Raw genomic sequence first — 23474 nt, forward strand, 5'->3', positions numbered from 1 at the left:
GGGGCCTGGTGCGGTTATCGGACGACTGATAGAAAAACGCGATGACCCAGGTCCTCGCCCCGCGGACGGTCGACGCGGCGCTGCGCGCGCGTGCCGGCGCGGTGATCCCCGGCGGCATGTACGGCCACATGAACGCGGCCGCGCTGCCCGACGCCTACCCGCAGTTCATGACCCGCGGCGAGGGCAGCCGCGTCTGGGACGCCGACGGCAACGAGTACGTGGACTTCATGTGCGGCTGGGGTCCGATCGTCCTGGGCCGCAAGGACCCGGTCGTCGAGGCGGCGGTCCGCGCCCAGCTGGAGATCGGGGACCTCCTGGACGGGCCCTCGCCGGTGATGGTCGACCTCTCGGAGCTGCTGGTCGAGCTGGTGCCGCACGCCGACTGGGCGATGCTGGCCAAGAACGGCACCGACGCCACGACCGCGTGCGTGACCATCGCGCGGGCCTCGACTGGTCGGCGGAAGGTCCTGGTCGCCACCGGGGCGTACCACGGGGCGATCCCGTGGTGCACGCCCCGGCCGGGCGGCGTGCTCGCCGAGGACCGGGCGCACCTGGGCTACTTCGACTACAACGACGTCGCCTCGCTGGAGGCCGCGGTCGCCGAGGCCGGCGACGACCTGGCCGGGATCATCGTCTCCCCGGTGCGGCAGGAGCTGGCCCGCGACCAGGAGATGGGCAGCGTCGAGTTCGCCCGCGCGATCCGGGCGATCTGCGACCGCACGGGTGCGGTCATGATCCTCGACGACGTGCGCTGCGGGTTCCGCCTCGACCTCGCCGGCAGCTGGGCGCCGCTGGGGGTCCAGCCCGACCTGGCCGCCTGGTCCAAGGCGATCGCCAACGGGTACTCCCTCGCCGCGATCACCGGTCGGGACGACCTCCGCGCAGCCGCCTCGAGCATCTACGTGACCGGCTCCTTCTGGTACTCCGCGGTGTCCATGGCCGCCTCGCTCGCCACGCTCACCCAGCTCCGGGACACCGACGCGCTGGCCCGGATGGCCGAGTCCGGTCAGCGTCTCCGTGACGGGCTGGCCGCCCAGTCGGCGGCCCACGGCTTCGACACGCGGCAGACCGGTCCGGTGCAGATGCCGCTGCTGCGCTTCGCGGACGACGACGCCGCGTCGACGCTGGCGCGGACGTGGACCAACGAGGCCGTCAAGCGCGGGGTGTACCTGCACCCGGTGCACAACTGGTTCCTCAGCGCGGCCCACACCGCCGACGACATCGACCAGGCGCTGGAGCGCACCGACGACGCGTTCGCCGAGCTCGCCCGGCTCGTGCGCCAGGGCTGACGTGACCACCGACCCCCGACGTCGCGCCGCCGCCGAGGACCTCGTCGCGTACGGGCGGCGGATGAACCCCGACGGGCTCGCGGTCGGGCCGGCGGGGAACCTCAGCGTGCGCCTGGACGACGTCGTCGCCATCACGCCGTCGCAGGTGCGCTACGACGAGGTCACCCCCGAGCAGATCTGCTTCGTGACGACCGACGGCGAGCACGTCGGGGGTGAGGGCCGGCTCTCCTCGGAGACCCCCATGCACCTGGCGGTCTACCGGACCACGCGGGCGGCGGCGGTCGTGCACACCCACTCGCCCCGCGCGGTCGCGGCCTCGATCGTGCTCGACGAGCTGCCGGCGGTGCACTACTCGATCCTGCGGGCCGGCGGCGGCCCGACCATCCGGGTGGCGCCCTACGAGCGGTTCGGCTCCGACGAGCTGGCCCGGGTGGCGGTCGAGGCCCTCACCGGGCGCACCGCGGTCCTCCTCCAGAACCACGGGGCGATCACCTACGGCGCCGACCTGGCCGAGGCCTACGAGCGCGCCCAGCTGGTCGAGTGGCTGGCCGAGGTCCACCTGGCCGCCAGCGGGTTCGGCAGCCCGCGCATCCTGACCGACGAGGAGCTCGGCCGGGTCGCCTCGGAGTCCGCCCGCCGGTACGGCGCGGCGCCGGAGGTGGCCCGGTGAGCGCCGGAGCGTTCCCGCCGTACGACGAGCTGCCCCGGGACGACGCGGGCGCGCCGGTCGGGTGGGACGTCGGGGGCGCCGTCGGCCGGATGGGCCTGCAGTCGGAGGCCGCGGTCGCGGCGGCCGCGCGCTCCGTCGTCCGCGGTGCGGTCTTCCCGCTGAACGCACCCCACGACCTGTTCGACCCGCCGCTGTACGGCCGCGGCGCGATCCGCCACACCCGGCTGCCGAGCTCCGGGGGCACCGGCTTCGACGACGTCTACGACAACTACTACCCGCAGGCCGCCAGCCAGTGGGACGCGCTCTCGCACGTCGCCTACCGGCCCGGCGTCTTCTACGGGGGCGTCTCGGCCGAGGAGATCGCCCGCGACGGCCGCAACGGCATCGACCTCTGGGCGCAGCGCGGGATCGCCGGCAGGGGCGTGCTCCTCGACGTCGCCCGCGCGCTGGCCGCGGACGGCCGCCCGCTCGACCCCGGCACCAGCACGGCCCTGACCGTCGAGGACCTGGAGCTGGCCCGCCGGCAGGCGGGGGTGGAGTTCCGCCCCGGTGACGTCGTGCTGGTCCGCACCGGCTTCGTGGGTTGGTACCGGGGCCAGGACGAGCGGGCGCGGCAGGCGATGGCCCGTGGCCGGCTGGCGGCGGCCGGCATCGAGCACACCGAGGCGATGGCCCGCTACGTGTGGGACAGCGGCGCCGCCGCCGTCGTGAGCGATGCGCCGGCGCTCGAGGTGTGGCCGCCGGACCCGCGGCCCGAGGCGGCGCCCTTCGGCTTCCTGCACAACGTCCTGATCGGGCAGTTCGGGCTGGCGATCGGCGAGCTGTGGGAGCTCGACGCCCTCGCCGAGGACTGCGCCACCGACGGGCGGTACGAGTTCCTGCTGTGCAGCGCGCCGCTCAACGTGCCCGGCGGGATCGGTTCCCCGGCCAACGCGCTGGCGATCAAGTGAGCGGGCCGCGGATCGCCTGCGTGGGCGTCCACATCCTCGACGTCCTGGGCCGGGCGATCGACGTGCTGCCCACCACCCAGTCGGCGGTGGTCATCGACGAGATCCGCATGACGGTGGCCGGCACGGCCGGGGGGACGGCGGTCGACCTCGCCCGGCTGGGTGCCGACGTGCTGGCCGTGGGCGCCGTCGGGGCGGACAACGTCGGCGCCTTCGTGCGCACCCTGCTCGAGCAGGAGGGGGTCGACGCGAGCGGACTCGTCGTGAAGCCGGAGCACCCGACCTCGGCCACCATGCTCCCGATCAGCAGCGCGGGCGTCCGCCCGGCGTGGCACGTGCGGGGGGCGAACGCCGCGCTGGGCCGGGACGACCTGCCCTGGGACGCCCTCACCGGCCTCGACGCCCTGCACTACGGCGGGGTCTCCGCGCTTCCGGGCCTGGACGGGGACCCGTCGCAGGAGTTGCTGGCCCACGCACGGGCGCACGGCGCGATCACGACCGCCGACTGCCTCGGCGTCAAGCGCTCCGACGCGCTCGCCGCCTTCGCCCCGTCCCTGCCGCACGTCGACGTCTTCATGCCCAACCGGGACGAGGTCGCGAAGCTGACCGGCCTGTCCTCGCCCCAGGAGGGCGCGCGGGCGCTGCGGGACCTCGGCGCGCGGGCGGTCGTCGTGAAGATGGACGCCGACGGGTGCTTCGGCGTGGGGGAGGACGGCGAGTTCTCGCTCCCGGCCATCCCCGGCGACGTCGTCGACTCCACCGGCTGCGGCGACGCCTTCTGCGCCGGGGTGATCCGCGGGCTGACGCTGGGCTGGCCGCTGGAGGAGGCGGCCTGGCTGGGCATCGCCTCCGGCACGCTCACCGCCGGGGGCCTGGGCTCCGACGCCGGCCTGCGGGACCTGGACTCCACGCTCGCCTTCCTCGCCGACCGCCGCCGGAGCCTGCCGCGGTGACGAGCACCCCTCCCCGCCGCCGAGCGGCACGACGACAGGAGCGCACGTGAGCGACCAGCTGTGGGCGACGCCAGCTACCGACCTGGCCCGGATGATCGAGGCCGGGGAGGTCTCGCCGACGGAGATCCTGGACTCGGTGCTCGACCGGATGGATGCCGTCGAGCCGCAGGTGCACGCGTTCATCACGGTCACCGACGACCTCGCGCGCGCCGAGGCGGCGGCCGCGACGGAGCGGGCGCACCGCGGCGAGCGGATCAGCGACATGGACGGGATCCCGTACTCGATCAAGGACCTCGAGAACACCGCCGGCATCCGCACCACGCAGGGGACCCGGTTCTTCGTCGACCACGTGCCCGACACCGACAGCGTCGTCGCGGGGCGGCTGCGCGCCAGCGGCGGCGTCCTGCTGGGCAAGACCAACACCCCGGCCTTCGGCTGGAAGGACATGGCCGACAACCTGGTCGCGGAGCCGACCGTCAACCCGTGGGACACCACGCGGACCACCGGCGCCTCCTCCGGCGGCGCCGCGGCGGCGGTGGCCGCCGGGATGGGCCCGCTGGCGCAGGGGTCGGACGGCGCGGGGTCCATCCGCATCCCGGCCGCGCTGTGCGGGGTCGTGGGCTTCAAGCCCTCCTTCGGCCGCATCCCCGTGCACCCGGTCCGCGAGTACTGGACGCACCGCACCCACCAGGGCCCGCTCACCCGGACCGTCGCCGACGCCGCCCTCATGACGTCGGTCATGGCCGGCAGCGACGACCGCGACCCGCTCTCGCTGACCACCGACCTGGAGCCGTTCGTGCCGCTGCCGGGGTCCGACCGGCCGCTCGCCGGGCGGAAGGTCCGCTGGAGCCCGGACCTCGGGTACGGGGCGGTCAGCGCGGAGGTGGTGCAGATCGTCGGCGCGGCGGTCGGCGTGCTGGCCGAGCTCGGCTGCGCGGTGGAGGAGGGCGCCCCCGGGTGGGAAGACCCGAGCCGCTTCCACCGGGTCATCTACAGCAGCGGCCTGGCCGTGGGCGTCGGGCCGTTCGCCGACCAGGAGCCCGACTGGCTGGAGGAGGACCTGAAGCGGCTCATCGAGTACGGCCGGTCGCACTCGGCGGTCGACCTGCGGGCCGCCGAGGTCCAGCGGGGCCGCCTGTACGACGCCGCCCGGACCCTCTTCGAGGAGATCGACCTCCTGGTCACACCCGCGATGCCGCTCGAGGCGTGGTCCGCGGAGCCCGGCCCGGGACCGCAGGAGATCGAGGGCGTGCGGCTGGGTGCCCGGGGGCGCTCCTACCTGCTCAACCCCTTCAACCTCACCGGGCAGCCGGCGATCTCCATCCCGTGCGGCTGGACCGCGGCGGGTCTCCCGGTGGGTGTGCAGATCGTCGGCCGGCGGAACCAGGACATCGACGTCCTCCGGGTCGCTCACGTGCTCGAGCAGCGGCTCGGGCTCGTGGACCGGTGGCCGGCGCTGTCCTGACCGCCGTCGTCCACCGGGAGTCCGGGTGCCGAAGATCGTCGACCACGACGAGCGTCGCCGGTCGATCATCGAGGCGACCTGGCGGGTGATCGCGCGGGAGGGCATCGCCAGCGCCACGACCCGCGGCATCGCCCGCGAGGCCGGCTGCTCCAGCGGCGTCCTGGCGCACTACTTCGCCGACAAGGCCGAGCTCATGGCCTCGGCCATGCTCGCCGCGCACGCCGAGGTGCACGCGCGGCTGGACCGCGGGCTGACCGGTCTGGCCTCGGTGCGCCAGTACGTGCTCGAGTGCCTGCCCCTGGACGAGCGGCGCCGCTTCCTGGCCGTCGTGGAGGTGAGCTTCTGGGGGCAGGCGGTCGGCAACCCCCGGCTGGTGGACCTGTACGGCGCCGAGGTGGAGGGTTTCCGCGGCACGCTGCGCGTCCGGCTCGAGCAGGCGCGCGACCGGGGGGAGCTGCGGCCGGGGGTGGACGTCGAGGCCGTCGTCCACGAGCTGCACGTGCTGAACGACGGGCTGAGCACCCAGGCCGCGCTGCACCCGCGCAGCGCGACGGCGGAGCAGCAGACCGCCCTGGTGGACGCGCTGCTGGACCGGATCCGCCGGCAGCGCTAGGCGCCGGGCAGCTCGCCGGTGTCGACGATGCGCTCGGCGATCGCCCGGAGCTTCTCGTTCCGCTCCTGCGAGAGGCGCTGCAGCACACCGAACGCCTCGTCGGCGGAGAGCTTGTACCGCTCCATGACGACGCCGATGGCGATCCCGATGCGCCGGTTGCTGAGCAGGCCCGTCTCGAGCTGGGCGACCTGCTGGTGCGCCATCCCGAGCTCGTCGTGCAGGTGCTGGAGCTCGTCACCGAGGATCCCGAGCGGGTCAGTCACGCGCAGCAGGATACGACGTAAACCGGCCGCGGTCGCCGACCCGTCTAGCCGGGTGGCTGCTGCGCCGACCGGCGGGCGTTCCCCCGGACGAGGAACACCGCGACGAACGCGAACGCCATGAAGGCGAAGGTGCTGACGCCGGCCAGGGCGGACCACCCGCCGGTGTCCTGGGCGCCGACCGCCTCGTCGACGCCGCCGGTCGACAGGATCGTCGTCGGGTCGGTGAGCCCGTGCAGGACGATGGCGGCCCAGATCGTGCCGGTCACGCGCATGGCGAGGTACATGCAGACGCCGAAGCAGAAGGTGTAGACCAGCGTCGCCGCGACCGTCCGCAGCTCCATGCCGGCGAGCAGGTTGACCGTGTGCATCGCCGCGAACAGCACCGAGGACACGACGACGACGAACCGCTCGGAGTGCCCGGCGTCGCGCAGCATCGTGACGGCGAGGCCCCGCGTGGCCAGCTCCTCGGCGACGCCGACGCAGAGACCCAGCAGGGCCAGCGAGGCGACCTCGGCGCCGCTCCAGCGGTCCCAGTCGGTCGCGCCGAGGTGCCCGGCAACCGCGCCGGCGACGAGGACGGGCCCGATCCACATCCAGCCGCGCCCCCGGACCGGCTGCGGGCCGAACACCCGGCGCAGCAGGCCGACCCGCCAGGTGAAGAGCAGCAGCGCGACCGCGCCGATCCCGATGGGCAGCGTGAGCCCGAAGAACGTGCTGACCGGGTCGGCCACGACGTCGTCGTCGATCCGGTCGCCGAACAGCAGCCCGATCAACGCGATGACCGCCAGGTAGAACACCAGGTAGCCGGCGAGCAGCAGGACGGGCTTCCACGTGGCGGGCCGCTGCCAGAAGGAGGTCCGGTCGGCCGCGGTGCCGGTCACCGCCGCAGCATGGCACCGCCGGGTCGCGCTCCGGTAGACCGCGCACGACCGGATGGCGTCCTCCGGGGTGTCAGACGGGCGCGACCGCCGACCACCGCACGGTGACCTCGCCGTGCCGCCACCGCCGCGACGAGCCGACCAGCGGCCAGCCCTGCTCGGCGAGCGCCTCGACCGCGCCGGCCCAGCGCTGCCGGGGCCCGAAGGTCGACAGTCCGGCCGCGGTGGCCCAGGCGGCGTCGAACGCGCGGAGGAACTCGTGCACCGGGCGGCCCGGCACGTTGTGGTGGATGAGCGCCTTGGGCAACCGCTCGGCCAGGTCCGAGGGCCGGTCGATGTCGGACACCCGTGCGGCCAGCGTCAGGGTGAGCGGCCCCTCGGCGTCCAGCGCCACCCACGCCGAGCGGCGTCCCCACTCGTCGCACGTGCCCTCGACGACCAGCCCGCCCGGCGCCAGCCCGGCCCGCATCGTGTCCCAGGCCCGGGCGGCGGACTCCTCGTCGTACTGGCGCAGCACGTTGAACGCCCGCACGAGCACCGGCTGCAGCCCGGCGAGCTCGAAGCCGCCGACGCGGAAGTCCACCCGCGGCGGGTCCCGGTCGTCGGCGACCGCGGCGACGCGGGCCGGGTCGATCTCCAGACCCACGACCTCCAGTCCCTGCACCTCGGGGCCGAGCCGTTCCACCAGCTCCAGGGTGGTGACGGCGGAGGCGCCGTAGCCGAGGTCGACCACCAGCGGGCGGGCGGAGTCGCGCAGCCGCGGCACCTGGGTGGCCAGCAGCCAGCGGTCGACGCGGCGCAGCCGGTTGGCGTTGGTGGTGCCCCGCGTGGGCAGCCCGAGCGCGCGCGCCCGGCCGGCGGCCAGCCGGGGTGCCTTGCGCTGGTGCTGGGCGGGCAGCGAGGCGCGCTGCTTGTGCCCGCTCTCCGCTCCGCTCACCGTGCCGCAGCGTAGTCCGGGCTAGCGTGGTGCCGTGCAGGTTCGACGCGACGTCCGGCTGGCGGACCTCACCACCCTCGCCGTCGGCGGCCCGATCGAGCGGCTGCTGGAGGTCTCGACCGCCGACGAGCTGGTCGGGGCCGTGCGCGACGCCGACGAGGCCGGCCGCCCGCTGCTGCTGCTCGGCGGCGGCTCCAACGTCGTCGCGCCGGACGAGGGCTGGCCCGGCGACGTCGTCGCCGTCCGCACCCGCGGGATCCGGCGGGACGGCGACCGGCTCACCGTGCAGGCCGGTGAGGACTGGGACGGTTTGGTCGCGCGCACCGTGGCCGAGCAGCTGGCCGGCATGGAGGCGCTGTCGGGCATCCCGGGCTCGACCGGGGCGACGCCGGTGCAGAACGTCGGCGCCTACGGCCAGGAGGTCGCCCAGACGATCACCGCCGTCCGCGCCTACGACCGCGCCGAGAAGACCGAGCGGGTGCTGACCCCGGGCGAGTGCGGCTTCGCCTACCGGGACAGCCGGCTCAAGCGCGAGCCCGGCCGGTTCGTCGTCCTGGACGTGGAGTTCGCCCTGGAGGCCGGACCGCTGTCCCGCCCGGTCGGGTACGCCGAGCTGGCCCGGACGCTCGGCGTGGACATCGGGGAGCGGGCACCGCTGGCCGACGTCCGCGCGGCGGTGCTCGGGCTCCGGCGCAGCAAGGGGATGGTGTGGGACCCGGCCGACCCCGACTCCCGCAGCGCCGGCTCGTTCTTCACCAACCCGGTCGTGCCGGCCGAGCAGGCCGTCGAGGGCTGCCCGAGCTGGCCCGCAGGGGACGACCGGGTCAAGCTCAGCGCGGCCTGGCTGGTGCAGCACGCCGGCTTCGGCCGCGGAACCCGCGACGGCCGGGTCGGGACGTCGTCGCGGCACAGCCTGGCGCTCACCACCGAGGACGGCGCCACCGCCGCCGAGCTGCTCGGCTTCGCCGACCGCATCATCGCGACGGTGCAGGAGCGCTTCGGTGTGACGCTCGACCGCGAACCCACCGCTGTCCGCCCCTAGGACCCGGCGAGATCGGCGATCTCGCACGGTTTCGAGGCCCTCAGCGTGCGAGATCGGCGATCTCGCCGGGGAGGGGGTCGGGTCAGCTGTGCTCGCGGTGGACCTTGTGCTGGGCGGCCTGGGCGCGCGGGCGGACCACCATCAGATCCACGTTCACGTGGTGCGGGCGGGTGAGCGCCCAGGCGATGCAGTCGGCGACGTCGTCGGCCACCAGCGGCTCGCGCACCCCGCGGTAGACCGCGTCGGCCTCGTCCGCCGAGCCGAGCCGGTTGAGCGAGAACTCCTCGGTGCGCACCATCCCGGGTGCGATCTCGATGACCCGCACCGGTTCGGCCACCAGCTCCAGCCGCAGCGCCCCGACCATGGCGTGCAGCCCGTGCTTGGCCGCGGTGTACGAGCTGCCGCCCTCGTAGGTGGTCAGCCCGGCCGTCGAGCCCACGAACAGCACGTCACCCGCGCCCGAGGCGATCAGGGCGGGCAGCAGCGCCTGGGTCAGCCGCACCGTCCCGAGCACGTTGACCTCGTAGGTGCGGGCCCACGAGTCGAGGTCGGCGTCGGCCACGGCGTTCGCGTCGAAGGCCCCGCCCGCGTTGTTGACCAGCACGTCCACCCGGTCCAGCGCACCGGCGAAGGCCTCGACCGACGCCGCGTCGGTGATGTCCAGCGGCAGCGCCCGGGCGCCGATCGAGTCGGCGAGCGCGGTCAGCCGGTCCACCCGCCGCGCGCCGAGGACGACGTCGAACCCGTCGGCCGCCAGCCGCGCCGCGGTGGCCGCGCCGATGCCGCTCGACGCCCCCGTGACGACGGCGGTGCGGCCGGCCCCGGGCCGCTCGGGAGCACCGGTCCGGGTGAGAGGTGGGACACCTGACATGTGCACATCCTGACGCTGTTGCAGGATGGAAGGCCGACAGGGGTTGCCGACGTTGCTGCGAGCGACGGTCCGGCCCACGGGAACCGCAGAGCGGGAGGGGAAGCACGTGCCCGCTCACCGCCGCACCCGCTCCGGCGCGCCCCGGCGCGTGGCCACGCTCTCGGTGCACACGAGCCCGCTCGACCAGCCCGGTGCCGGCGACGCCGGCGGCATGAACGTCTACATCGTCGAGGCCTCCCGGCGGCTGGCCGCCCGCGGCATCGCGGTGGACATCTTCACCCGCGCCACCTCCAGCGACCTCCCGCCCGTGGTCGAGATGACCCCCGGCGTCACGGTCCGGCACGTGCACGCCGGCCCGTTCGAGGGCCTGGGCAAGGAGGAGCTGCCCGCCCAGCTGTGCGCCTTCACCGCCGCGGTGCTGCGCGAGGAGGCCCAGCACGAGCCGGGCTACTACGACGTCGTCCACTCGCACTACTGGTTGTCGGGCCAGGTCGGCTGGCTGGCGCGGGACCGCTGGAGCGTGCCGCTGATCCACACCGCGCACACGCTGGCGAAGGTCAAGAACGAGGCGCTCGCCGCCGGCGACCGGCCCGAACCCCGCTCGCGGGTCATCGGCGAGCAGCAGGTGGTCGCCGAGGCCGACCGGCTGATCGCCAACACCGACGAGGAGGCCCGGCAGCTGGTCCGCCTCTACGGCGCCGACCCCGCGCGCACCCTCGTCGTGCCGCCCGGCGTCGACCTGGACCGCTTCTCGCCCCGGGACCGGGCGGCCGCCCGCCGCGCGGTCGGCATGCCGCAGGACGCCGTCGTGCTGCTCTTCGTCGGCCGCATCCAGCCGCTCAAGGCACCCGACGTGCTGCTGCACACCGCCGCCCGCCTGCTCGCCGACGACCCCGGGCTGCGCAGCCGGCTGCGCGTGCACGTCGTCGGCGCCCCCAGCGGCTCGGGCCTGGACGCCCCGGAGCAGCTGCTGGAGCTGGCCGGCTCCCTCGGCATCGCCGACGTCGTCACGTTCTTCCCGCCGCAGCCGCCCGAGCGGCTCGCCGAGCACTACCGGGCCGCGGACGTCACCGTCGTCCCCAGCCACAACGAGTCCTTCGGCCTGGTCGCGCTGGAGTCGCAGGCCTGCGGCACGCCCGTCGTCGCCGCGGCCGTCGGCGGCCTGCCGACGGCGGTGCGCGACGGCGTCTCCGGCGTGCTGGTCGCCGGCCACGACCCGGCCGACTACGCCGCCGCGGTGCGGGCCGTCCTCGCGCGGCGCGAGCTGCTGGCCGCCGGCGCCCGCCGGCACGCCGGGCAGTTCTCCTGGGACCGCACGGCCGACGCGCTCGTCGAGGCCTACGCCTCGGCGGCCCGCGACATGGCCGCCGCACCCTTCTCGCCGGCGCGCGAGCGGCTGCTGGCCCCGCTGCGGGTGCTCCCCGGTGTGCAGGTGGCGCGATGAGGACCGTCGCGGAGCTCGACGCGGTCATCGACCAGGTGCTGCGCGACGGGGAGCTGGTGCACGAGCACCCCTCGCCCGGCGTCTGGCTGGTCGATCTGCCGGGCACCAAGAAGCTCAAGACGGTGTGCGGGCTGAGCGTGGGCGAGCACGCCCTGCGGGTCGAGGCCTTCGTCTGCCGCCAGCCCGACGAGAACCGCGAGCAGCTGTGGACCTTCCTGCTGCAGCACAACGCCCGGATGTACGGCGTCTCCTACTCGATCGACAACGTCGGTGACGTCTACCTGACCGGCCGGCTGCCGCACGCCGCGGTGACCCCCGAGGAGCTCGACCGGATCCTCGGCTCGGTGCTCAGCTACGCCGACGACCACTTCAACACGATGCTGGAGATCGGCTTCGGGACGTCGATCCGCCGCGAGTGGGACTGGCGGGTGAAGCGCGGCGAGTCGCTGCGCAACCTGGAGGCCTTCGCGGCCTTCGCCGACCCGAGCCGTCGCCCGGACGCCGACGGCCGCGCCGCCGGCGGGGAGTGACGACGGACCGCACCGCGGCCGAGGAGGCTCCTCCCGGCTACGCCCGCCGCTGGTGGGTGCTCGCCACCATGACGGTGTGCCTGCTCGTGGTGATCATGGGCAACACCATCCTCAACGTCGCCCTGCCCACGCTGCAGCGCGACCTCGGTGCCACCCAGGCCGAGCTCCAGTGGGCCGTCGACGCCTACATCCTCGTGTTCGCCGGGCTGCTGTTCAGCTGGGGCGTCATCGGCGACCGCATCGGCCGGCGCCGCGTGCTGGTCATCGGGCTGTCGATCTTCGCGATCGGCTCGGTGCTCGCCGCCATGAGCGACAGCCCGGGGGAGCTGATCGCGTGGCGGGCGGTCATGGGCATCGGCGGCGCGGCCGTGCAGCCGACCACCCTCGCCGTCATCACCAACGTCTTCCCCGGCCCCGAGCGCGGCCGGGCCATCGGTGTCTGGGCCGGGACCGCCGGCATCGCCGTGGCCGGTGGCCCGCTGGCCGGCGGCGCGGTCCTCGAGCACTTCTGGTGGGGTGCGGTCTTCCTCGTCGGCGTGCCGGTGGCGGTGCTCGGCATCATCGGTGTGGTCGCCGTCGTCCCGGAGTCGAAGGACCCCTCGCCGGGCCGCCTGGACATCCCGGGGGTGCTGCTCTCGATCGTGGCGCTGGCCGGGCTGGTCTACGGGATCATCCGCGGCGGCGAGGGCGCCGGCTGGACGACGCCCGGCGTCCTCGTGCCGCTGATCGGCGGGCTGCTGCTGCTCGCCCTGTTCGTGCAGCTGCAGCGGCGGTCGGCCCACCCGGCGCTGGACGTCTCGCTGTTCCGCAACCCGGCCTTCTCCGCCGCCGCGGGCGCCCTCGGGCTGAACTTCTTCGCTCTCCTGGGTGCGACCTTCTACGTCGTCTTCTACCTGCAGGGCGTGCTCGGGTTCAGCCCGCTGCAGGCCGGCGCGACCCTCATCCCGGTGGCGCTGGGCATGGCGGTCACGGCGCCCCGCACCTCGGGCCTCGCGGAGCGGTTCGGCGCCAAGGCGGTGTGCGCGACCGGCTTCACGATGATCACCCTGTCGTTCCTGGGCTTCCAGCTGCTGGGTGTGGACTCGCCGGTCTGGCTGCTGCTGGTGATCCTGTCGGTGCAGGGCGTCGGCATGGGTGCGGTCATGGCGCCGGCGACCGAGTCGATCATGTCCGTCGTCCCGCGCGAGAAGGCCGGCGCGGGCGCGGCGGTGAACAACTCGGTGCGCCAGGTCGGGGGCGCGCTGGGCGTGGCCATCCTCGGATCGGTCCTCGCCGGCGCCTACACGGCCGAACTGGGGGACGCCACGGACGCGCTGCCCGCCGAGGTGCGCGAGCAGGCCGGGGAGTCGATCGTCGGCACGCTGGCGGTGGTCGAGCAGGTGCGGGCGGGCGACGACCCGGAGGCGGCGCAGGCGGCGGGGGAGCTGGTGGAGCCGGCCCGCGAGGCCTTCGTCGACGCCATGCACGTCACCGCCGTCGGGACGGCGGCTGCCGGTGCGATCGCCGTCGTCGTGGTGCTGGTGTGGCTGCCCGGTCGGCGGACCGCGCCAGGGTCCCCGTCGCCCGCGCCCGGCGTTCGGGCAGGATGAGCCGGTGACTTCTACGGGAACCCTCGTGCTGCTCCGCCACGGCGAGAGCGAGTGGAACAAGGCCAACCTGTTCACCGGCTGGGTCGACGTCCCGCTCACCGACAAGGGCCGCGCCGAGGCGGCCCGCGGGGGTCAGCTGCTCGTGGAGCACGACCTGCTGCCCGACGTCTCGCACACCTCGCTGCTGCGGCGGGCGATCATGACCGCCGAGCTGGCGCTGCACCAGGCCGACCGGCAGTGGATCCCGGTGAAGCGCTCGTGGCGGCTGAACGAGCGGCACTACGGCGCGCTGCAGGGCAAGGACAAGGCGCAGACCCTCGCGGAGTTCGGCGAGGAGCAGTTCATGACCTGGCGCCGCTCGTACGACACCCCGCCGCCGCCCATCGAGCCCGGCAGCGAGTTCGCCCAGGACGGCGACGCCCGCTACTCCTTCCTCCCGCCGGAGGCCCGGCCGGCGACCGAGTGCCTCGCCGACGTCGTCGTCCGGATGCTGCCGTACTGGTACGACGCGATCGTGCCGGACCTGCGGCAGGGGAAGACCGTGCTGGTCGCCGCGCACGGCAACAGCCTGCGCGCGCTGGTGAAGCACCTCGACGGCCTCGGAGACGACGAGGTCGTCGGCCTCAACATCCCCACCGGCGTCCCGCTGCGCTACGACCTCGACGAGGACCTGCGCCCGGTGACCCCCGGCGGCCAGTACCTCGACCCCGACGCCGCGGCCGCGGCCATCGAGGCCGTCAAGAACCAGGGCAAGAAGTAGCTCAGATCGGGGTGCTGGCCTCGGGGACGTGGCGCTCGCCGGTGACCAGGTAGACCACCCGGCGGGCGACGCTGACCGCGTGGTCGGCGAAGCGCTCGTAGTACCGGCCGAGCAGCGTCACGTCGATCGCCGTCTCGACGCCGTAGGGCCAGCTGTCGGCGAGCAGCTCGCGGAACAGGCCGCGGTGGATGCGGTCCATCGCGTCGTCGTCGGTCTCGAGCTCGCGGGCCTTGGCGACGTTCTGGGTGGCGACGACGGTGCCGGCCTTGGCCACCAGCATCTCCGCCACGTGTCCGGCCTCGAGGAACGCCGGGCGCACCTCCTGCGGCACCGCGTGGTCGGGGAAGCGCATCCGGGCCACCTTGGCGATGTGCTCGGCGAGGTCGCCCATCCGCTCGAGGTCGCTGGCGATGCGGGTGGCGACGACGATCGTGCGCAGGTCGGTCGCGACCGGCTGCTGGCGCGCCAGCAGGGTGAAGCAGCGCTGGTCGATGCTCTCCCTCGTGGCGTCGATCTGCTCGTCACCGGCGATGACCAGGTCGGCGAGGGCGACGTCGGCGTCCAGCAGCGCGGTGGTGGCCGTGCTCATCTGGGAGCCCACGGTGTTGGCCATCTCCACCAGGCAGCCGCGGATGTCGTCGAGTTCCTCGTGGTAGCTGTCCCGCACGTCGTCCTCCTCGCGGCGCGGCACCTCACCGCGCGGTCCTGCCCGACCCTAGGCCGGTCCCCGGGGCACCCGGCCGCGGCGAGGTGAACGGCCACCCACGCCCACGTGAACACTCCCTCGTCAGGGGCGCCCGATCAGGTGTTCGGTCTGGAGGGTGCTTCCCCCGGACCTAGCATCGGAACCGTGAGTCCGCTGGTGGCCCTCGTGGTGGGCCTCGCCCTGGGTGCGACCGTGGCCGTCACGATCGTGCTCGGGTCCCGGCGCACCTTCGACGGGCCAGCCCCCGACGTGCCCGCCGTGCCGCTGCCCGAGGCGGCCATGGCCCGCCGGCTGCTCGACCTCATGGACCCGGCGGTGCTCGTCGTCGACGCCGACGACGCCGTCGCGCTGGCCAACCCCGCCGCCCGCGCGCTGGGCATCGTGCGCGGCACCCGCCTGCTCGTGCCCGAGCTGCTGGAGCTGGCCCAGGCCGTCCGCACCGGTGGGGGCCGGCGCACCGACGTCCGGCTGCCGGGCAGCCTCGTCGGCGCAGGGCCCCGGATGATGGGCGTCCACGGCGTGCGGCTGGAGAGCGGCGCCGCGCCGCCGCCGGGGCCGGTGGCCCTGGTGCTCGAGGACGTCACCGAGGCCCGCCGCACCGAGGCCGTGCGGCGCGACTTCGTCGCCAACGTCGGCCACGAGCTGAAGACGCCGGTGGGTGCGCTGGCCCTGCTCGCCGAGGCGATCGAGGGCGCGGCCGACGACCCCGAGGCGGTGCAGCGCTTCGCCGCGCGGATCGCCCACGAGGCCGACCGGCTCGGCCGGCTCGTGCGCGAGCTCATCGACCTCTCCCGGCTGCAGGGCGGCGACCCGCTGCCCGAGCTCGTCCCGGTGCCGGTCGACGGCGTGCTGGCCGAGGCCGTCGACCGCACCCGCACCGCGGCCCGCGCGAAGAAGCTCGACATCGCCGTCGGCGGCCAGCAGGGCCTGGTCGTGCGCGGGGTGGAGAGCCAGCTGGCGACCGCCGTCACCAACCTGCTGGCCAACGCGGTGGCCTACAGCACCGGGGAGTCGCGGATCGCCGTCGCCGCCCGCGCCCGGTCGGGGTTCGCCGAGATCGCGGTCACCGACAGCGGCATCGGCATCCCGCGCCAGGACCGCCACCGGGTGTTCGAGCGCTTCTACCGGGTGGACCAGTCCCGGGCCAGCAGCACCGGCGGCACCGGGCTCGGCCTGGCCATCGTCAAGCACGTCGCCAGCAACCACGGCGGATCGGTGACCGTCTGGAGCGAGGAGGGGCTGGGCTCGACGTTCACCCTGCGCATCCCGCTCGCCGCCGCACCGCCCGAGACCCCCGCACCACCTGCAGGCGACGCCGTCGCCGCCGACCCCGGGAAGGGGACCCCATGACCCGCGTGCTGGTCGTCGAGGACGAGGAGTCCTTCTCCGACGCGCTCTCCTACATGCTGCGCCGCGAGGGCTTCGACGCCGTCGTCGCCTCGACCGGCCCGGAGGCACTGGCCGAGTTCGACCGCGGCGGCGCCGACATCGTGCTGCTCGACCTCATGCTGCCCGGGCTGCCCGGCACCGAGGTCTGCCGCCAGCTGCGCTCGCGCAGCGGCGTGCCGATCATCATGCTGACCGCCAAGGACGGCGAGATCGACAAGGTCGTCGGCCTCGAGCTGGGCGCCGACGACTACGTCACCAAGCCCTACTCGGCCCGCGAGCTGGTCGCGCGCATCCGCGCGGTGCTCCGCCGTCGGGGCGAGTCGGTCGAGCAGGCGTCGTCGGACGCAGTGCTGGAGGCCGGGCCGGTCCGGATGGACGTCGAGCGGCACGTCGTCGCGCTCGACGGGGAGCCGGTCGCCCTCCCGCTCAAGGAGTTCGACCTGCTCGAGTTCCTGCTGCGCAACGCCGGCCGGGTGCTCACCCGCGCGCAGCTCATCGACCGGGTGTGGGGGTCGGACTACGTGGGTGACACCAAGACCCTCGACGTCCACGTCAAGCGGCTGCGGGCCAAGCTCGAGCCCGACCCCGCGAACCCGAAGTACCTGCTCACAGTGCGGGGTCTGGGCTACAAGCTGGAGGCCTGACGAAGGACCGCCGGGCTCAGTGCTTGAGCTCGTCGATCTTCTGCGAGGCCTCCGCCTTCGTGAGGTCCTCGGGGACCTCCTCGTCGGTGGTCCGGGTCAGCGTCTCGAGATAGCTCTTCTGCGCGCCGGTGGCCGGCTCGTCGCCGGTCACCCAGGTGGACGGGTCCTTCTCGGCGGTCGGGTCGTTCTGCGTCGATTCGCTCATGTGTTCGATGCTAGGCCGGGATGCCCGCCGCCGCTCGTCGGACGGCGACCTCGACGGTGCGCGCCCGGCGGGCCTCCTCGACGTGGCGGCCGGTGCGGTGCACGTGCTCCTGGCCGCAGGCCGGGCAGGTGACCGTGACGGCGATGGCGTCGGGCAGGTTGGCGATCGAGCGGATCGCGTCCAGCGAGGCGAGCTCGCGGCTCCCGGTGACCGTGCAGGTGATCATCAACATGCGGTCAGCCTGCTCAGCGGGCCCGTTCCGCACGAGTGGCAGGACTGGCCGCGGACGCAGGTTTTCTGCCATGATGCCGGCATGACGCTCCTCGACCGCCCGGACCGGCCGCTCGTGGTCAGCGCCGTCGTCGCCGACGGCCTGATCGGCAGCTTCGGCCTCGGCGTCTGCCTCGAGGTGTTCGGCTACGACCGCCGGCACCTGGGCCTGCCGCTGTTCGACTTCGGGCTGGTCGCCGAGGAGCCGGGCGTGCTGCGCACCGACACGGGCCTGGGCGTCGTGGTCGAGTCCGATCTGGACCGGCTGGACCGGTCGGACATCGTCCTGGTCACCGCGTGGGAGCTGTTCGACCACGTCCCCTCCGACGCCCTGCTCGACAAGCTGCGCGCCGCGCACGCCCGCGGCGCGACGCTGATCAGCTCCTGCACCGGCGTCTTCGTGCTCGCCGCCGCCGGTCTGCTGGAGGGCCTGCGGGTCACCACGCACTGGCGGTGGGCCGGCGAGCTCGCCGCGCGCTTCCCGGACCTGGAGGTCGACGCGGGCGTCCTCTACGTCGACAACGGCGCGATCCTCACCGGCGCGGGGACGGCGGCCGGCGTGGACACCCTCCTGCACCTGGTGCGCCGCGAGTGGGGCGCGGCCGCCTCCAACGCGCTGGCCCGCGAGATGGTCGTGCCCCCGCACCGCGACGGCGGGCAGGCGCAGTTCATCGACGCCCCGGTCGCCCGCTGCGAGGACGACCTGCTCGGTGTGGTCCTGGAGTGGGCCTCGGCCCACCTGGCCGAGGACCTGAGCGTGGAGGTGCTGGCGCGCCGCGCGCTGATGAGCCCGCGCACCTTCGCCCGCCGGTTCAAGGCGACGACGGGGACGACGCCGCACGCCTGGCTGCTCGGGCAGCGGCTGTCGGCGGCCGAGACGCTGCTGGAGGAGACCGACGCCCCGGTCGAGGAGATCGCCCGGCTGGTCGGCTTCGGTACCGCGGCCGGGCTGCGCGAGCAGTTCGCGCGCCGGCGCGGCGTCTCGCCGCGCGCCTACCGGCAGACCTTCCGCTCAGGTGGGGCGGCGGCGGTGCAGCTGCACGGGTACGGGCGAGGCGGGGTGCGGGGCGACCAGGCCCTGGTCGAGGCGGAGCTCGGCCAGCCGGCGTAACTCGGCGTAGGCGCTCGGGCCGACCAGGGCGGTCAGCTCGGCGGCGTAGGTGTCCACCAGCGGCTCGGGGGAGACGTGCGCGGCCGGCGCGCCGGTGCACCACCAGTGCAGGTCGTGCCCGCCCGGCCCCCAGCCGCGCCGGTCGAACTCGCCGATCGTGTCCACCAGCACGCGCGTCCCGTCGGGCCGGTCCACGTGCTCCTGCTCTCGCCGCACCGGCAGCTGCCAGCAGACGTCGGGCTTGGTCGTCAGCGGGTGCAGGTCGTGCCGCAGCGCCATCCGGTGCAGCGCGCAGCCACCGCCGCCCGGGAACCCCGGCCGGTTGAGGAACACGCAGGCGCCGTCGACGACGCGGGTGCGCAGCGAGCGGGCGCCCTCCTCGGCGTCGTCCGAGCTGTCCTCCTCGGTCCACGCGCCGCGGCCGACCGGCGCGAGCTGCCAGTCCTCGTCCTCGAGGTCGGCGACGGCGGCGGTGACCCGCGCCAGGTCGTCCTCGTCGGTGAAGAAGGCGCCGTGGCTGCAGCAGCCGTCGTCCGGGCGGCCCTCGACGACGCCGGCGCAGCCGCGGCCGAAGACGCAGGTCCACGCGGAGGTGAGCCAGGTCAGGTCGGCGCGGACGACGTGCCCGGGATCGGCGGGGTCGGCGAACTCCACCCACTCCCGGGCGAAGTCGAGGTCCACCTCGGGAGGCGGGTCGTCGGGCACCCGCCCAGCCTAGGGCGGCGGTGAACGGCAGACTGGGCGCATGCGGCTGGGTGTCCTCGACGTCGGTTCCAACACGGTCCACCTGCTCGTCGTCGACGCCCACCGCGGCGCGCACCCGACGCCGATGCACGACGACCGCTGGGCGGTCCGCCTGGCCGAGCACGTCGGGTCCGACGAGCTGCTGTCACCGCTGGGCGAGAAGCTGCTGCTCCAGGCGGTGCAGGAGGCCTGCGACCAGGCCGAGAAGCAGCGGTGCGACGAGTTCATGGCGCTGGCCACGTCGGCGATCCGCGAGGCGCGCAACGGCGAGGAGGTGCTGGAGCGGATCCGGCGCTCGACCGGTGTGGAGCTGCAGGTGCTCACCGGTGAGGACGAGGCCCGGCTCACCTTCCTCGCCGTCCGCCGGTGGTTCGGCTGGAGCGCGGGCCGGCTGCTGGTGCTCGACATCGGCGGCGGGTCGCTGGAGCTGGCCGTCGGCATCGACGAGCTGCCCGACGTGGCCGTCTCCGTCCCGCTGGGCGCGGGCCGCATGACCCGGCGCTTCCTGCCCGACGCCCTCGACGGGGGCCGCCCGGACCTGGCGGCCCTCGCGGCGCTCGACGAGCACGCCACCGCCCTGCTCGAGCCGGTGGTCGGGCGGCTGCAGGCGGCGGGCCCGCCCGACCTCGTGGCCGCCACGAGCAAGACCTTCCGCACGCTGGCGCGGCTGAGCGGAGCGGCGCCGTCGTCGGCCGGCATCCGCGTCCCGCGCCAGCTCACCGCGACCGGTCTGGACCAGGTGGTGCGCTTCGTGTCCCGGATCGAGTCCGGTGCCCTCGCCGAGCTGCCGGGCGTCTCGGCGACCCGCGCGCACCAGGTTCCTGCGGGAGCGGCTGTCGCTGCCGCCTCCATGCGCCTTCTGGACGTACCGTTCGTCCGTATCTGCCCGTGGGCGCTCCGTGAGGGAGTGATCCTGCGCAGGTTGGACTCGTTGACAGGAGCGTGATGGCCGAACCGGACTGGAATCCGGACACCGGGGGGCGTCCGCTCGCGGAGATCCTGCGCGAGGCGGGCATCGACACGTCCAAGGCGGCGCGGCGTCGCCGCTGGGACGAGCCCGACGAGGAACCCGTCCGCCAGCGCCGGGCCGATGCCGAGCCCGCTGCCGGCCGGCCGGCGTTCGGCCGGCGCCGCAGCGACGTGGAGGGCGCGGTCCCGGCCGCCTCCCCCCGTGCCGCACGCGCGGACAGCTCCCGCGCCGCCTCCGCCGGCTCGTCGCGCTCCGGGGCCGGCTTCCCGCCCGTGCGGCCGACCCAGGACCGGCGCGCGGGCGGCGGACCCACGACCGCCGCGATCCAGGGGCTGCGCGCGGACCGCGCCCCCGCGGTGCCCCATCCCTCCGCGCCGCTGCCCGACATCGCGCCGGGCGCCCTGCGCGACCGGCGCGCCGGCCTCCGCGAGGACCGGGACACCGGCCGCACCGGCGTGCGGGCCGCCCGCCCGGCGCAGCGTGCGGTCGCCGCCCGGCAGGAGCTCTCCTCGACCGGCCCGATCCCGGTGGTCCGCCCCGACGTCGACGACCTCGACGGCGACGCCAGCCCGCTCGCGTGGCTGCGCTTCCTGGGCGAGCTGGTCATCGCCCTGGCCGCCGGCGTCGGCGTGTTCTTCGCCGCCACGCTGCTGTGGGAGATGGCCCCCTACCTGGCACTGCTCCTGGTGCCGATCGCGGTGACCGGCCTGGTCGCCGCCGTGGGGGCGTGGCGCGCCCGGCAGGGAGCAGGACCGGTCGGTCCGAGGCTGCTCGCCGGGCTGGTGCTGGCCGGCACGCTGCTCACCATCGTGCCGGCCGCCCAGCTGCTCGCCGCGAGCTGACGCCCGGGGCGAGCAGGCGGTTCAGACCGTGGCGTCGGCCGCGGACTCGTCCCGCGCGGCGGCGAACTCCTCCACGATGGCCGCCCCGAACGCGTCGAGGTCGTCGGGGTTGCGGCTGGTGATCAGGGTGCCGTCGACGACGACCTCCTCGTCCACCCAGGTGGCCCCGGCGTTGCGCAGGTCGGTCTGCAGCGACGGCCAGGACGTCATCCGGCGCCCGCGCACGACGTCGGCCTCGGCCAGCACCCAGGGTGCGTGGCAGATCGCCGCCACCGGCTTGCCGGCGTCGAAGAACGCCTTGACGAAGGCCACCGCGTCGGCGTCGGCGCGGACGAAGTCGCCGTTGATCACCCCGCCCGGCAGCACCAGCGCCGCGTAGTCGTCGGGGTCCGCGTCGGCGACCGTGGTGTCGACCTTCCTCGTGCCGCCCTTGTCGATGTGCTCGTAGGCGGTGATCGTGCCCGCCTCCAGCGACACCAGCTCCGGCTCGGCGCCGGCCTCCTCCAGCGCCTGCCACGGCCGGTCGAGCTCGACCTGCTCGACGCCGTCGGTCGCCAGGACCGCCACCCTCATCCCGTCCAGTTCTCCTGCCATGGGGCCGCGCTACCCGGGGCCCCGGCGGCCGACACCCCGGCGCACTACGGTTCGACCGTGTCCGTGCTCGCCCGCCCCGAGGTGCAGCGGCTGGTCGGGACCCCGCTCGTCGGCGGCCTGCTGACCGGCCGGCTGGTCGCCGGGCCGCGCGCCGAGGACGCGCTGCGGATCGCCGCCGGGCTGGCCGAGGAGGGGTGTGCCGCCGCGTTCGAGCACCGGCCGGCCCCGGGTGCGGACGCGGCCGCGGAGCTGACCGCCCTCGTGGACCGCGTGGCGGCCGCGGGACCGCCGGGGGACTGGGAGCTCACGCTCCCGGTGCAGCGGCTCGCCGACGCCCGCGGGCCGGCGGCCGACGCGGCCGCGGCCGGGCTGGGCGTCGCGCTCGCGGGTCCGGCCGGCTGGGTGGACGCGCTGCTGGCCGGGCTGCCGGGCGCCCGGGCCGTCGTAGAGGCGGGGGAGCCGGACGCCGAGGCGCGGTGCCGCGTCCTCGCCGGGGAGCGGGTGCGGCTGCGGCCGGGCCGCGGAGCCGCCGCCCGGCTCGCGTTCGTGCGCTGCGTCGACGTCCTGCTCGCCGGGTCCGGGAGCCCTGCCGTCGCCACCGGCGACCCGCGCCTGATCGCCATCACCGGAGAACGGGCGGCCTGGCACGGCCGCGCGTCCGACAGCTGGGAGCTCGTCATGCCCTGGGGAATCCGAACCTCCGACCGCCGGCGGCTGGTCGCCGCGGGCAACGCGGTGCGGGTCGCCGTCCCGTCCGGGCCGGGCGCGCTCGCCGTGGTCGCCGGCGGTCTCCGGTGAGCGCCTCCGGGCGGCGGGGCCTGGCGGTCATCGGTGGCGGCCGGATCGGCGAGGCGTTGCTGGCCGGCATGGTGCGGCGCAGCGGCCCCGACGACGTCCTCGTCTGCGAACGCAGCAACGAGCGGGGCGCGGAGCTGGTCGACCGGTACGGGGTCGAGCTGGCCGACCTCACGGACGCCGCCGCGCGGGCCCGCGTCCTGCTCCTGGCGGTGAAGCCGCAGGACATCGACGTGCTGCTGGGGCTGCTCGCCGACCACGTCGACGCGGAGCACGTGGTCGTCTCCGTGGCCGCGGGCGTGACGACGGCGCGCATCGAGGCGGCGCTGGCGCCCGGGGTGCCGGTCGTGCGGGTCATGCCCAACACCCCGGCGCTGGTCGAGGAGGGGATGAGCGTGCTCTCCCCGGGCGCGCACGCGACCGGGGCGCACCTGGACGAGGCCGAGGAGCTGCTGGCCGCCGTCGGGCAGGTGCGGCGGGTGCCCGAGGAGCAGCAGGACGCCGTGACCGCGCTGTCCGGCAGCGGCCCGGCGTACTTCTTCTACCTGGTCGAGGCGATGGTCGACGCCGGCGTGGCGCTGGGCCTGTCCCGCGAGCTCTCGGCCGACCTGGTCGTGCAGACCGCGCTGGGTGCGTCCGTGATGATGCGCGACTCCGGACAGGACCCGGTCGCGCTGCGGGCGGCGGTGAGCAGCCCCGGCGGGACGACGGTCGCGGCCATCGGGGAGCTGGACCGGCACGCGGTGCGGGCGGCGATGGCCGCCGCGGTGCAGGCCGCGCACGCCCGCTCGCTGGAGCTCGGCGCCGCGAGCAGCTGACCGGAGCGGGACGGCCTGGGGCGGGCGGGTCCGGTGGCCCGTGCCGGGTCGCGGGTGACCGCTGTTCCGGCTGTGCGCTCGTCGTGCTCACCCGCTGCGAGCGGGCGAACACAGTAGCGCCACGAGGTCGACAAA

At 75.1% G+C, this 23474-nt stretch carries 27 protein-coding genes; 18 read left to right on the forward strand and 9 right to left on the reverse strand.

Annotated elements, in window-relative coordinates; translation table 11 throughout:
- The first annotated feature begins 41 nt into the window (after nt 1-41).
- The 6 genes from ACI79H_RS07600 to ACI79H_RS07625 are packed head-to-tail and all read left to right on the forward strand — an operon-like array spanning nt 42 to nt 5937.
- A complete protein-coding gene (locus ACI79H_RS07600) occupies nt 42-1289 on the forward strand; it encodes an aminotransferase class III-fold pyridoxal phosphate-dependent enzyme (protein ID WP_456553774.1) in 1248 nt (415 codons plus the stop codon).
- A 1-nt stretch (nt 1290) separates the two neighbouring features.
- Nucleotides 1291-1959 (forward strand): class II aldolase/adducin family protein, encoded by a 669-nt coding sequence (locus ACI79H_RS07605; protein ID WP_456553775.1) that lies wholly within the window; start codon nt 1291-1293, stop codon nt 1957-1959.
- Complete coding sequence (locus ACI79H_RS07610) at nt 1956-2909, forward strand: cyclase family protein (RefSeq protein ID WP_456553776.1); 954 nt, start codon at nt 1956-1958, stop codon at nt 2907-2909. Before ACI79H_RS07605 ends, ACI79H_RS07610 begins: the two co-directional genes overlap by 4 nt.
- Nucleotides 2906-3859, forward strand: a complete 954-nt coding sequence (locus ACI79H_RS07615) for a carbohydrate kinase family protein (RefSeq protein WP_456553777.1) — start codon at nt 2906-2908, stop codon at nt 3857-3859. Before ACI79H_RS07610 ends, ACI79H_RS07615 begins: the two co-directional genes overlap by 4 nt.
- Before the next feature lie 46 nt (nt 3860-3905).
- Nucleotides 3906-5324 (forward strand): amidase, encoded by a 1419-nt coding sequence (locus ACI79H_RS07620; protein ID WP_456553778.1) that lies wholly within the window; start codon nt 3906-3908, stop codon nt 5322-5324.
- 25 nt (nt 5325-5349) lie between these two features.
- The gene (locus tag ACI79H_RS07625; RefSeq protein WP_456553779.1) at nt 5350-5937 is read left to right on the forward strand and encodes a TetR/AcrR family transcriptional regulator; all 588 of its coding nucleotides are present in this window, start codon (nt 5350-5352) and stop codon (nt 5935-5937) included.
- Here the strand turns inward: ACI79H_RS07625 and ACI79H_RS07630 are convergent.
- From ACI79H_RS07630 to ACI79H_RS07640, 3 genes are all read right to left on the reverse strand, one after another.
- Nucleotides 5934-6200, reverse strand: coding sequence for an ANTAR domain-containing protein (locus ACI79H_RS07630; RefSeq protein WP_456553780.1), 267 nt, complete (start codon nt 6198-6200; stop codon nt 5934-5936). The genes ACI79H_RS07625 and ACI79H_RS07630 overlap by 4 nt on opposite strands.
- Before the next feature lie 44 nt (nt 6201-6244).
- Entirely contained in the window at nt 6245-7081 is an 837-nt protein-coding gene (locus ACI79H_RS07635) for a CPBP family intramembrane glutamic endopeptidase (RefSeq protein WP_456553781.1), read from the reverse strand.
- Nucleotides 7082-7151: 70 nt separating this feature from the next.
- A complete protein-coding gene (locus tag ACI79H_RS07640) occupies nt 7152-8015 on the reverse strand; it encodes a class I SAM-dependent methyltransferase (protein WP_456553782.1) in 864 nt (287 codons plus the stop codon).
- 34 nt (nt 8016-8049) lie between these two features.
- Here ACI79H_RS07640 and ACI79H_RS07645 point away from each other — a divergent pair, with 34 nt between their 5' ends.
- Nucleotides 8050-9057, forward strand: a complete 1008-nt coding sequence (locus tag ACI79H_RS07645; protein WP_456553783.1) for a UDP-N-acetylmuramate dehydrogenase — start codon at nt 8050-8052, stop codon at nt 9055-9057.
- Nucleotides 9058-9139: 82 nt separating this feature from the next.
- Here ACI79H_RS07645 and ACI79H_RS07650 read toward each other — a convergent pair whose 3' ends face one another.
- A complete protein-coding gene (locus ACI79H_RS07650) occupies nt 9140-9928 on the reverse strand; it encodes an SDR family oxidoreductase (RefSeq protein WP_456553784.1) in 789 nt (262 codons plus the stop codon).
- Nucleotides 9929-10034: 106 nt separating this feature from the next.
- On the opposite strand from ACI79H_RS07650, the gene mshA reads away from it, so the two are divergent.
- The 4 genes from mshA to ACI79H_RS07670 are packed head-to-tail and all read left to right on the forward strand — an operon-like array spanning nt 10035 to nt 14251.
- Nucleotides 10035-11372: a D-inositol-3-phosphate glycosyltransferase gene (gene mshA, locus ACI79H_RS07655; protein WP_456553785.1), complete on the forward strand. Its 1338-nt coding sequence runs from the start codon at nt 10035-10037 to the stop codon at nt 11370-11372.
- Nucleotides 11369-11902, forward strand: a complete 534-nt coding sequence (locus ACI79H_RS07660; RefSeq protein ID WP_456553786.1) for a YbjN domain-containing protein — start codon at nt 11369-11371, stop codon at nt 11900-11902. Before mshA ends, ACI79H_RS07660 begins: the two co-directional genes overlap by 4 nt.
- Nucleotides 11899-13491, forward strand: coding sequence for an MFS transporter (locus tag ACI79H_RS07665; protein ID WP_456553787.1), 1593 nt, complete (start codon nt 11899-11901; stop codon nt 13489-13491). Before ACI79H_RS07660 ends, ACI79H_RS07665 begins: the two co-directional genes overlap by 4 nt.
- Before the next feature lie 4 nt (nt 13492-13495).
- Nucleotides 13496-14251 carry a phosphoglyceromutase gene (locus tag ACI79H_RS07670; RefSeq protein WP_456553788.1) on the forward strand — a complete coding sequence of 252 codons (756 nt, stop codon included), beginning with the start codon at nt 13496-13498 and terminating at the stop codon, nt 14249-14251.
- Between the two features lies 1 nt (nt 14252).
- Here the strand turns inward: ACI79H_RS07670 and phoU are convergent, their stop codons facing one another.
- Nucleotides 14253-14942: a phosphate signaling complex protein PhoU gene (phoU, locus tag ACI79H_RS07675; protein WP_456553789.1), complete on the reverse strand. Its 690-nt coding sequence runs from the start codon at nt 14940-14942 to the stop codon at nt 14253-14255.
- A gap of 159 nt (nt 14943-15101) precedes the next feature.
- On the opposite strand from phoU, the gene ACI79H_RS07680 reads away from it, so the two are divergent.
- Both ACI79H_RS07680 and ACI79H_RS07685 read left to right on the forward strand, forming a co-directional pair.
- Entirely contained in the window at nt 15102-16307 is a 1206-nt protein-coding gene (locus ACI79H_RS07680; protein ID WP_456553790.1) for a sensor histidine kinase, read from the forward strand.
- Nucleotides 16304-16990 carry a winged helix-turn-helix domain-containing protein gene (locus ACI79H_RS07685; RefSeq protein ID WP_456553791.1) on the forward strand — a complete coding sequence of 229 codons (687 nt, stop codon included), beginning with the start codon at nt 16304-16306 and terminating at the stop codon, nt 16988-16990. Before ACI79H_RS07680 ends, ACI79H_RS07685 begins: the two co-directional genes overlap by 4 nt.
- Before the next feature lie 16 nt (nt 16991-17006).
- Here the strand turns inward: ACI79H_RS07685 and ACI79H_RS07690 are convergent, their stop codons facing one another.
- On the reverse strand, nt 17007-17195 hold the full coding sequence (locus tag ACI79H_RS07690) for a DUF3072 domain-containing protein (protein ID WP_456553792.1): 189 nt from the start codon (nt 17193-17195) through the stop codon (nt 17007-17009).
- 10 nt (nt 17196-17205) lie between these two features.
- The gene (locus ACI79H_RS07695; RefSeq protein ID WP_456553793.1) at nt 17206-17427 is read right to left on the reverse strand and encodes a hypothetical protein; all 222 of its coding nucleotides are present in this window, start codon (nt 17425-17427) and stop codon (nt 17206-17208) included.
- Between the two features lie 81 nt (nt 17428-17508).
- Between ACI79H_RS07695 and ACI79H_RS07700 the strand changes: the two genes are divergently transcribed.
- Nucleotides 17509-18576, forward strand: a complete 1068-nt coding sequence (locus ACI79H_RS07700; RefSeq protein ID WP_456553794.1) for a helix-turn-helix domain-containing protein — start codon at nt 17509-17511, stop codon at nt 18574-18576.
- Here the strand turns inward: ACI79H_RS07700 and ACI79H_RS07705 are convergent.
- Nucleotides 18478-19281 carry a hypothetical protein gene (locus ACI79H_RS07705; RefSeq protein ID WP_456553795.1) on the reverse strand — a complete coding sequence of 268 codons (804 nt, stop codon included), beginning with the start codon at nt 19279-19281 and terminating at the stop codon, nt 18478-18480. The genes ACI79H_RS07700 and ACI79H_RS07705 overlap by 99 nt on opposite strands.
- 40 nt (nt 19282-19321) lie before the next feature.
- On the opposite strand from ACI79H_RS07705, the gene ACI79H_RS07710 reads away from it, so the two are divergent.
- Both ACI79H_RS07710 and ACI79H_RS07715 read left to right on the forward strand, forming a co-directional pair.
- On the forward strand, nt 19322-20266 hold the full coding sequence (locus tag ACI79H_RS07710) for a Ppx/GppA phosphatase family protein (RefSeq protein WP_456553796.1): 945 nt from the start codon (nt 19322-19324) through the stop codon (nt 20264-20266).
- On the forward strand, nt 20266-21132 hold the full coding sequence (locus tag ACI79H_RS07715) for a hypothetical protein (RefSeq protein ID WP_456553797.1): 867 nt from the start codon (nt 20266-20268) through the stop codon (nt 21130-21132). Before ACI79H_RS07710 ends, ACI79H_RS07715 begins: the two co-directional genes overlap by 1 nt.
- A 21-nt stretch (nt 21133-21153) precedes the next feature.
- Here ACI79H_RS07715 and ACI79H_RS07720 read toward each other — a convergent pair whose 3' ends face one another.
- Nucleotides 21154-21726 carry a type 1 glutamine amidotransferase domain-containing protein gene (locus ACI79H_RS07720; RefSeq protein WP_456553798.1) on the reverse strand — a complete coding sequence of 191 codons (573 nt, stop codon included), beginning with the start codon at nt 21724-21726 and terminating at the stop codon, nt 21154-21156.
- A gap of 57 nt (nt 21727-21783) precedes the next feature.
- Here ACI79H_RS07720 and ACI79H_RS07725 point away from each other — a divergent pair, with 57 nt between their 5' ends.
- Nucleotides 21784-22524, forward strand: a complete 741-nt coding sequence (locus tag ACI79H_RS07725; protein WP_456553799.1) for a hypothetical protein — start codon at nt 21784-21786, stop codon at nt 22522-22524.
- Nucleotides 22521-23339, forward strand: a complete 819-nt coding sequence (proC, locus tag ACI79H_RS07730; RefSeq protein WP_456553800.1) for a pyrroline-5-carboxylate reductase — start codon at nt 22521-22523, stop codon at nt 23337-23339. The genes ACI79H_RS07725 and proC overlap by 4 nt, the downstream gene beginning before the upstream one ends.
- Nucleotides 23340-23474: the final 135 nt, after the last annotated feature.

This window comes from Blastococcus sp. SYSU D01042, from assembly GCF_054050515.1.